The sequence below is a fragment of the bacterium genome (genome assembly GCA_024228115.1).
Lineage (GTDB): Bacteria > Myxococcota_A > UBA9160 > UBA9160 > UBA6930.
This window is the reverse complement of record JAAETT010000022.1, coordinates 1-7,708: the sequence shown is the minus strand read 5'-3', so window position 1 is coordinate 7,708 and position 7,708 is coordinate 1. Positions and strand designations below refer to the sequence as shown.

Below are 7,708 nucleotides of genomic sequence, written 5' to 3'. Positions count from 1 at the left end.
GGTGAAGCAGGCGGAGTCGCGTCGAACACCGAGGCCTACTACTCCTTCGACTTCGGGAACGTGCACTTCGTCGCCCTCGACTCGAGTGAGAGCGATCGGTCGCCCGGTGGCGAAATGCTCTCATGGCTGACTGCAGATCTCGCCGCCAACCAGCAGGACTGGACGATCGCCTTCTTCCACCACCCGCCCTACAGCAAGGGCAGCCACGATTCCGATACCGAGACGCCACTCGTCGAGATGCGAACGAACGCTGTGCCCGTGCTGGAGGCCGGGGGCGTCGACCTGGTGCTGACAGGACACAGTCCTCCTACGAGCGGTCCATGCTGCTGGACGGCCACTACGGCGCCTCCACGACCTTTGCACCCAACATGGTGGTAGACGCGGGCGACGGCGACCCCTTCGGCGATGGTACCTACCTGAAGGGAAGCCTCGGCCCTTCGCCGCACCAGGGCACCGTCTTCATGGTTGCTGGCAGCGCCTCTTATGGTCAGCCTCCCGGAGCCGACCCCCTCGACCACCCCGCGATGATTCGCGCTCAGGCCGTGCTGGCTTCCGTGGTGATCACGGTTGATCGAGATTTGCTCGACGTGGAGACCCTCAGCAATACAGGCGGGCTGATCGATCGCTTCCGCATCCAGAAGCCCGCCCCGCCGAACGAGTGTTCGGACGGGTTGGACAATGACGCAGACGGTTGGACCGATTTCCCTGCCGATCCAGGCTGCGCCGCGTCCGGCTCTGCCCGCGAAAACCCCGCCTGCGACGACCAGGTCGACAACGACGGGGATGGGGGAGTGGACCTGGCGTCCGACCTGGGCTGCGAGACCGCCAGCTCCGGGAATGAGGCGCCGCAATGCCAGGATGGCATCGACAATGACGGCTTGTTCGGCCTCGACGCGGATGGAGGCGTATCGATCCACGGGCCGTGTTCACTCGGCACCTGCCCTGCTGGCGTCAGCGATCCCGATGGAGATGGCGTCCCGGACCCGGATCCCCAGTGTGCGTCCTTTTCGGACAACCGCGAAGCCGTGCCTGGCTCTTCCTGCGGTCTGGGGGCTGAACTGGTCCTGATCCTACCCTTGTTGCTGGCCGTTCGTTCCGCATGGAAGAATCGCAAGACGCCAGAGCTGACTCGCGGTTGAAGACCCCACGCTTGACCGGAGGATCGCATCCAGCGGAGCATGCGAATGTGGCGGGCTCCGGCGGTGTGATTCGCCTGGGTTCCGGCCAGCGACTGAGTGCTACCGCGGCTCCAGCCCACTCTCCCGGATCTTCAACAACAACGTCTTGCAGGAAACCCCGAGCAACCGGGCGGCCTGCTTCCGGTTCCAGCCCGTGTGGAAGAGCACCTGCTCGATCGTTTCCCGTTCCGCCTCCTGCGAGGCGCGCCGGCTCACGTCCCGGAGCGGCACGTCGCCGGCGGTCTCTTCGATTTCTTCGAGGAGCTCCAGGAAGTTGCGCGTCCTGCGAACCTGGCCCGCCTCACCCTGGACCAGATCTCGCAAGATCGGATCCTCGCTTCCGAGCACCACGATGCGCTTGATCCAGTTCTCCAGCTCTCGAATGTTGCCCGGGAAGGCGTAGCGGTCGATATGGGTCCGTAGGGCGGAGGAGAGTTCGGGGCGAGGCCGCTCGTAGTATGCGGCGTAGCGGTCGAGAAAGTGCTCGATCAGGCCGTCTAGTTCGTCTCGGCGGTCGCGCAGAGGAGGAATCCGGATGGCCACGACATTGAGCCGGAAGAAGAGATCCTCCCGGAATCCGCCGGTCCGGGCGAGCTCTTCGAGCGGACGATTGGTGGCGCTGATGACCCGTACATCGACCGAGATCTCCTCGTTGCCGCCGAGGCGGCTGAAGCTTCCGTCCTGGAGCACATGAAGCAGCTTGGCCTGGGCCGCGGGGCTCATCTCGCCGATTTCGTCGAGGAAGATCGTACCGCCGTCGGCCTGCTCGAACTTGCCCGCCCTCCGGCCGGTGGCGCCGGTGAACGCGCCCTTCTCGTAGCCGAAGAGTTCGCTCTCGAGGAGCGAACCGGGCAATGCGGCGCAATTCACCTTGACGAAGATCTGCTCGGCTCGCGAGGAGCTCTCGTGCACCTCTCGTGCAACGACTTCCTTGCCCACACCGCTCTCGCCCTGGATGAGCACGGTCACGTCCGTGTCGGCGATCTGCGCGATCAGTGCGCGAACCTCGGCCAGGCTGGCTCCCGCCCACAAGATGGGTTCCTTCGGCTCGGGCATGGTCCGCGGCGGACGGAAGAAGCAGGCGAGGACGCGCTCGAGATCCGCTTCATCGAAAGGCTTGTTCAGATAGTCGCTGGCTCCGAACTGCATGGCCTCGACGATCGTCGATGCCGTCCCAACGACGGAGAGCATCACGACCGGTAGCTCGGGGTGACGCTTCTTGATCTCCTTCAGCGTCACGAGACCATTCTGACCGGGCATCATCACATCCAGGATCACCAGATCCGGTGCCACTCCTGCATCGAGAAGTTCGAGGGCACTGCGTCCATCCTCGGCCGTATCCACGGCATAGCCTCGGCTCTCCAGCAGCGTCGTCAGGTAGCTGCGGATGCCCTCGGCATCATCGACGATGAAGATGCGGGGTGCCGTCACGACGCCACCGATGCAACGGGCAGGGTGAACGCGAACCGGCTTCCACCGCCCGGTGCATTGCCGACGCCGATACTGCCGCCATGGGCGGCGACGATGCGCCGGCAGATCGCAAGGCCGAGCCCCAGCCCGCCACTCCCCTGGTGCTCGGTGCGTCGAACGTAGGGTTCGAAGATGCGCTCCCTCTCCTCTTCGGGAACTCCGGGCCCCTCGTCGAGAACCGCCACTTCGACATAGGCAGGATCGCCTCCGAGCCGCTGGCAATGCACGCGCAGGGTTCCCCCGCGAGCACCGTACTTGAAGCCGTTCCCGATCAAGTTGACGAGGACCTGCTCGATCGACATCGGATCGAAGCAGGCCGTCTCAGCATCGGGCTCGACCCGCATCTCGAGCTTCTGATCGTTCTCGGCCACGAGCGGCGCAAGGAATGCGGCGACACCATCCAACAACGTGCGCAGCGAATTGCCTTCGAGATGGGGTGCGAACTCGCCGACCCGCAGGCGCTCCTTCTCGAGCAGGTTCGCCACGAACAGGTTGAGGCGACGACAACTCTTGCGGCTCTCCTCGAGGAAGTGGCGCTGCTCATCCGTCAGCGGACCCGCCTGCCCCGAGAGCAGCAGCTTGTTGAAGCCATCGATCACGGTGATGGGCGTGCGAAGCTCGTGACTCACGATGGTCAGAAGCTCGTCGCGCTGCTGGGACTCACGGATCAGGTGGAGACGCAGATCCTCCATCTCGCGCCGCACCCGGGCGAGCTCGTCGGCAGGGGCTTCGGTTGCCGCTAGCGGCCTGGCGACTGATGCTCGCCTTCCGTTCGAGATGGGGGGATCCTCCCGCGTCCCGGAGACCCGGGGGTGCGTGGTATGTTGCGAGACCCAGCCGGGCGGCCGGGTGCACCTCCTCTATCGCCGAGGCCGAGGATCAGCTTGACTCTGGCCTCTTTTTGGAGGGCTCGGAGGGATGGAACCTTGACTTCCCCGGGGGACCGGACAACCGGAGATGCAGCGAAGGGCGCCGCCAAGCGTATTCGCGCCCTCGTGGATGATCTGAACCACCACCTGGCCCTCTATCATGGCCAGGACGCCCCGGAGATCAGCGACGCGGAGTACGACCGGCGCTTTCGAGAGCTCCAGGAGCTCGAGGCTGCCCACCCCGGGGAGATCCCAGCGGATTCACCCACCCACAGGGTGGGGGCGCCGCCGGCCGAGGGCTTTGCCACGGTGCCGCACCGCGTGCCGATGCTCTCGCTCGACAACGCCATGGATGCGGACGAGATGCGGGCCTTCGAGGAGCGCATCCGGCGAGCCCTCGACCGCGAGGGTCCGGTCGCGTTTCTCGCCGAGCCCAAGCTCGATGGCGCAGGCGTCGAACTCGTCTACGAGGCCGGAGCCTTCTGCGTGGGTTCGACGCGCGGGGACGGGAGGACGGGCGAAGACGTGACGGCCAACCTGCGACAGCTCGGGAGCATCCCGATGCAGCTCGCAGGCGATCCGGCCGGCCATCCGGCGCGGCTCTCCGTGCGCGGCGAAATCGTGCTGCCCCGCGCCGCCTTTGCCCGCCTGAACGAAGACCGCATCGCCCGAGAGCTCGAGCCCTTCGTGAACCCCCGCAACGCGGCCGCGGGAGCACTCCGCATGCTCCACGATGTCGATCTCCTGCGTCTGCGTTCGCTCGAGTTCCGCGCCTATGCCGTGGCAGAAGGTCTTCCCGAAGGCCTCCAGCGTCAGGAGGAGGTGCTCGAGCAGTTGCGCGGCTTCGGCTTCCGGGTTTCACCGGAATGCCGAACCTGCCCGGACGTGGAGGCCGCGATCGCCACCCACGAGGCCTATCTGGAACTGCGCGACACGCTCCCGGTCGAAATCGATGGCACCGTCTTCAAGGTGGATGAACTCGCATTGCAGCGCGATCTGGGGGAACTGGCCCGGGTACCGCGCTGGGCCATTGCGTTCAAGTTCCCGGCCCAGCAGGAGACCACCCTCGTCGAGGACATCTTCGCGAGCGTCGGCCGCACGGGCGCACTGACGCCGGTCGCCAAACTCCGCCCGGTGTTCGTCGGCGGTGTCACGGTTTCCAATGCGTCGCTTCACAACCAGGACGAGGTCGAGCGAAAGGACGTACGCGTCGGCGACACGGTGGTGGTACAACGGGCTGGTGATGTGATCCCGCAGGTGGTGCAGGTCGTGCTCTCGAAGCGGCCAAAACGCACACGTCGCTATCGGCTACCGAAGAGCTGCCCGGTCTGCGGCAGCGAGGCCGTACGAAGCGAGGGAGAGGCCGTCACCCGCTGCCCCAACCCGGCCTGCCCGGCCAAACTGCGCAATCGCCTCCTGCATCTGGCCGGGCGCGGCGCACTGGACGTCGACGGCCTGGGTGAGAAGCTCGTCGAGCAGTTGCTCGAAGCGAACCTGGTGGGCCGGCCCTCGGACCTCTGGGCCCTCGGGCGTGAGGCATTGCTCGAACTCGACCGGATGGGCGAGAAATCCGTGGACAACCTGCTCGCCGGCCTGGAACGGGCCAAGCAGACGACTCTCGCCCGCTTCCTGATCGCCCTCGGCATTCCCGAAGTAGGCGGCGGTGTCGCCGAGCTGCTGGAGCGGCGCTTCGGAGATCTGGAGCCGCTGCTGGCCGCGAGCCGAGAGGAGATCGAGGCGATCGACGGAATCGGCCCCATCATCGCCGAAAAGGTGCAGGTGTACTTCAAGGAAGACGCCCACCTGGAAGAGATCGCCCGCTTGCGAGGGCACGGCGTCCGGTGGCCCACCGCGCCGCCCCAGGAAGACGCCGCTCCTCCCGAGGGCCCCCTCACCGACAAGACCTTCGTGCTCACCGGAACCCTGCAGGGCCTCTCCCGCCACGAGGCCAAGGCACGCATCGAGGCCGCTGGCGGAAAGGTCACCTCCGCCGTCTCCAAGAAGACCGACTACGTGGTCGCAGGCGAAGCGGCAGGCAGCAAGCTGAAGAAGGCCCAGGAGCTGGAAGTCACCATCCTCGACCGCGAAGGCCTCGAAGCCCTGCTCTCCTGAACCCAGCGAGGGGAAATTACCATTTTTACGACCGTCATCATTTTGGTCATTCGTCGATTGACCAAAATGATGGATGTCGTTAATATGGTCAAATGGCGCAACGGGGCCGAAGCCTGCGGGGACCCATCGAAGAGTTCGCCTTCGAGGCGGGCAAGATCGCCCTTCTCTCGGGCCCCCGACAATGCGGCAAGACGACCTTGGCCAAGATGCTGCTCTCCGGCCGCAGCGTAGGCGAGTACTGGAACTGGGATGATGTGCGCTTTCGTCGTCAATGGGTTCGGAATCCAACATCGACCCTGCCCAACACTCCCGGGAACATGAAGGAGGCGGCCCATCCGCTCGCTGTCTACGACGAAATCCACAAGGACCGCCGTTGGAAGCGAACCCTGAAGGGCATATTCGACACGATGGAGCACCCCTGTGATCTCCTCGTGACGGGCAGCGCGCGCCTCGATGTCTACAAGCCCGGGAGTGACAGCCTGCTCGGGCGCTACGTCCCCTTTCGCCTTCATCCGTTCTCGCTCCGCGAGATGCGAGATCGGAGCGTACTCGGCCCCGACGAGGCGATGGAGCGGCTCTTCGCAGCCAAGGGGCGCATCTCGAAGCAACGAGAATCGGACCTCTCCGACCTTCTCGAGTTTGGCCCATTCCCGGAACCCCTCTTCGCACAGGACAAGCGCCGAGCACGCATCTGGCGTCGAACACGAAACGAACTCCTCGTCCGCGAGGATCTCCGGGACTTGAGCCGGTTGCCCGAGCTCTCGCGGATCGAATTGCTCACGGCATTGCTGCCAGCCAAAGTCGGGAGCCTCTTGAGCATCCAGTCCCTGTGCGAGGATCTCGAGGTGGCCCATCCGACCGCCACACGCTGGCTCACCTACCTGAAGGCACTCTTCTACGTATTCGAAATCAAACCCTGGCACCGTGGCGTGGCGCGCTCCCTTCGCAAGACCGGCAAGCTCTACTTCTGGGACTATGGCGAAATCGCCGACAACGGAGCCCGCTTCGAAAACCTGGTGGCGAGCCATCTGCTAAAGGCTTGCGATTTCTGGACCCAGACAGGTGAGGGAGATTTCGCCCTCCATTTCCTTCGCGACAAGCAGAAGCGCGAGGTCGACTTTCTCATCGTCCGCGACGGACGTCCCTGGCTCCCCATCGAAGTCAAGACGAGCGACAGGACGCCGCACAAAGGCCTGTTCGCGTACCTGCGCGCCCTTGAACTCCGGCGTGGCCTTCAGATCGTGAGAAATCCCCACCACAGCACCCACGAGGCAGGCGAGCACCAGATCGTCGTGCTGGGGGCGGGACAGGCCCTCGCACACCTCGCGTAGAGGCTGCAACGGGGGGGGACGCTCCTGTTGCGTTCTGAAGGCTGCCGAATCACACTTGAACGGCGGGAGGCGATGGAATGGGCGGGGAAGACCGGATCTCGGTAGACCCCGAGGTGAGATGCGGGAAGCCCTGTATCAAGGGAACCCGCATCACCGTCTATGACGTACTCGAATACCTCGCCGGCGGAATGGCCGAGGATGAAATCCTGGGGGACTTTCCCGGCCTGAAGGCGGAGGATATTCGCGCCTGCCTGGCTTTTGCGGCGGCACGTGAACGACGCCTCGCCAGCCCTGCTGCGTGAAACTGTTGTTCGACGAGAACGTGAGCCCGAAGCTCGTGGGCTCCTCGAGTCCGAGAATCCCGAGAGCGCACACGTAGAAGATGTCGATCTCCGGGGCGCACCAGACTCCCGCATCTGGGAGCATGCCCGAGAGAACGGATTCACCATCGTGTCGAAGGACGACGACTTCCGGCAGCGGAGTTTCCTTCACGGAGCACCGCCGAAGGTTGTCTGGCTCCAAGTCGAAAACGCGGGAACGGAAGCGATCGCTGAGCTGCTGCGAAGACAAGCATCGCAGCTTCGCCGGTTCGAGTCCGAGGAGGACTCGGTGTTGGCGATCACGAGAAACCGTAGAAATCTGATCATCTAGCCGTGGTCGCGCGCGAGTGCTGGTTTCTCGTCAGAACGGCGAATCGGTGTCGGTCGGATCGGTGTCGAGTTCGCGATCGAGAGCCGCGAGGTAGTGT

7 protein-coding genes and 1 pseudogene are annotated in these 7,708 nt (G+C 64.7%); 6 read left to right on the top strand and 2 right to left on the bottom strand.

Features of this window, described 5'->3' with window-relative positions; genetic code table 11:
• Together GY937_00685 and GY937_00680 are read left to right on the top strand one after the other, a co-directional pair.
• On the top strand, positions 1 to 378 hold a 378-nt coding region (locus GY937_00685), incomplete at its 5' end, for a hypothetical protein (GenBank protein ID MCP5055221.1).
• Positions 321 to 1,139: a hypothetical protein gene (locus tag GY937_00680; protein ID MCP5055220.1), complete on the top strand. Its 819-nt coding sequence runs from the start codon at positions 321 to 323 to the stop codon at positions 1,137 to 1,139. The genes GY937_00685 and GY937_00680, both read left to right, overlap by 58 nt.
• A 99-nt stretch (positions 1,140 to 1,238) precedes the next feature.
• Here GY937_00680 and GY937_00675 read toward each other — a convergent pair whose 3' ends face one another.
• Both GY937_00675 and GY937_00670 read right to left on the bottom strand, forming a co-directional pair.
• A complete protein-coding gene (locus tag GY937_00675) occupies positions 1,239 to 2,609 on the bottom strand; it encodes a sigma-54-dependent Fis family transcriptional regulator (GenBank protein MCP5055219.1) in 1,371 nt (456 codons plus the stop codon).
• Entirely contained in the window at positions 2,606 to 3,352 is a 747-nt protein-coding gene (locus tag GY937_00670) for a hypothetical protein (protein ID MCP5055218.1), read from the bottom strand. The genes GY937_00675 and GY937_00670 overlap by 4 nt, the downstream gene beginning before the upstream one ends.
• 117 nt (positions 3,353 to 3,469) lie before the next feature.
• Here GY937_00670 and ligA point away from each other — a divergent pair, with 117 nt between their 5' ends.
• The 4 genes and pseudogenes from ligA (at position 3,470) to GY937_00650 (ending at position 7,611) form a co-directional block, all read left to right on the top strand.
• Positions 3,470 to 5,629 (top strand): NAD-dependent DNA ligase LigA, encoded by a 2,160-nt coding sequence (gene ligA, locus GY937_00665; GenBank protein MCP5055217.1) that lies wholly within the window; start codon positions 3,470 to 3,472, stop codon positions 5,627 to 5,629.
• A 92-nt stretch (positions 5,630 to 5,721) separates the two neighbouring features.
• A complete protein-coding gene (locus GY937_00660; protein ID MCP5055216.1) occupies positions 5,722 to 6,960 on the top strand; it encodes an ATP-binding protein in 1,239 nt (412 codons plus the stop codon).
• Between the two features lie 77 nt (positions 6,961 to 7,037).
• Complete coding sequence (locus GY937_00655; GenBank protein ID MCP5055215.1) at positions 7,038 to 7,262, top strand: DUF433 domain-containing protein; 225 nt, start codon at positions 7,038 to 7,040, stop codon at positions 7,260 to 7,262.
• Positions 7,259 to 7,611 (top strand): annotated as a pseudogene (locus tag GY937_00650) (hypothetical protein). The gene GY937_00655 and the pseudogene GY937_00650 overlap by 4 nt, the downstream one beginning before the upstream one ends.
• Positions 7,612 to 7,708 lie beyond the last annotated feature (97 nt).

What these genes read in the sequence shown, in the direction of transcription:
- GY937_00655 (MCP5055215.1), top strand. Translation starts at nt 7,038, where the DNA reads ATGGGCGGGGAAGACCGGATCTCGGTAGACCCCGAGGTGAGATGCGGG.
- GY937_00660 (MCP5055216.1), top strand. Translation starts at nt 5,722, where the DNA reads ATGGCGCAACGGGGCCGAAGCCTGCGGGGACCCATCGAAGAGTTCGCC.
- ligA (MCP5055217.1), top strand. Translation starts at nt 3,470, where the DNA reads ATGTTGCGAGACCCAGCCGGGCGGCCGGGTGCACCTCCTCTATCGCCG.
- GY937_00680 (MCP5055220.1), top strand. Translation starts at nt 321, where the DNA reads ATGCTGCTGGACGGCCACTACGGCGCCTCCACGACCTTTGCACCCAAC.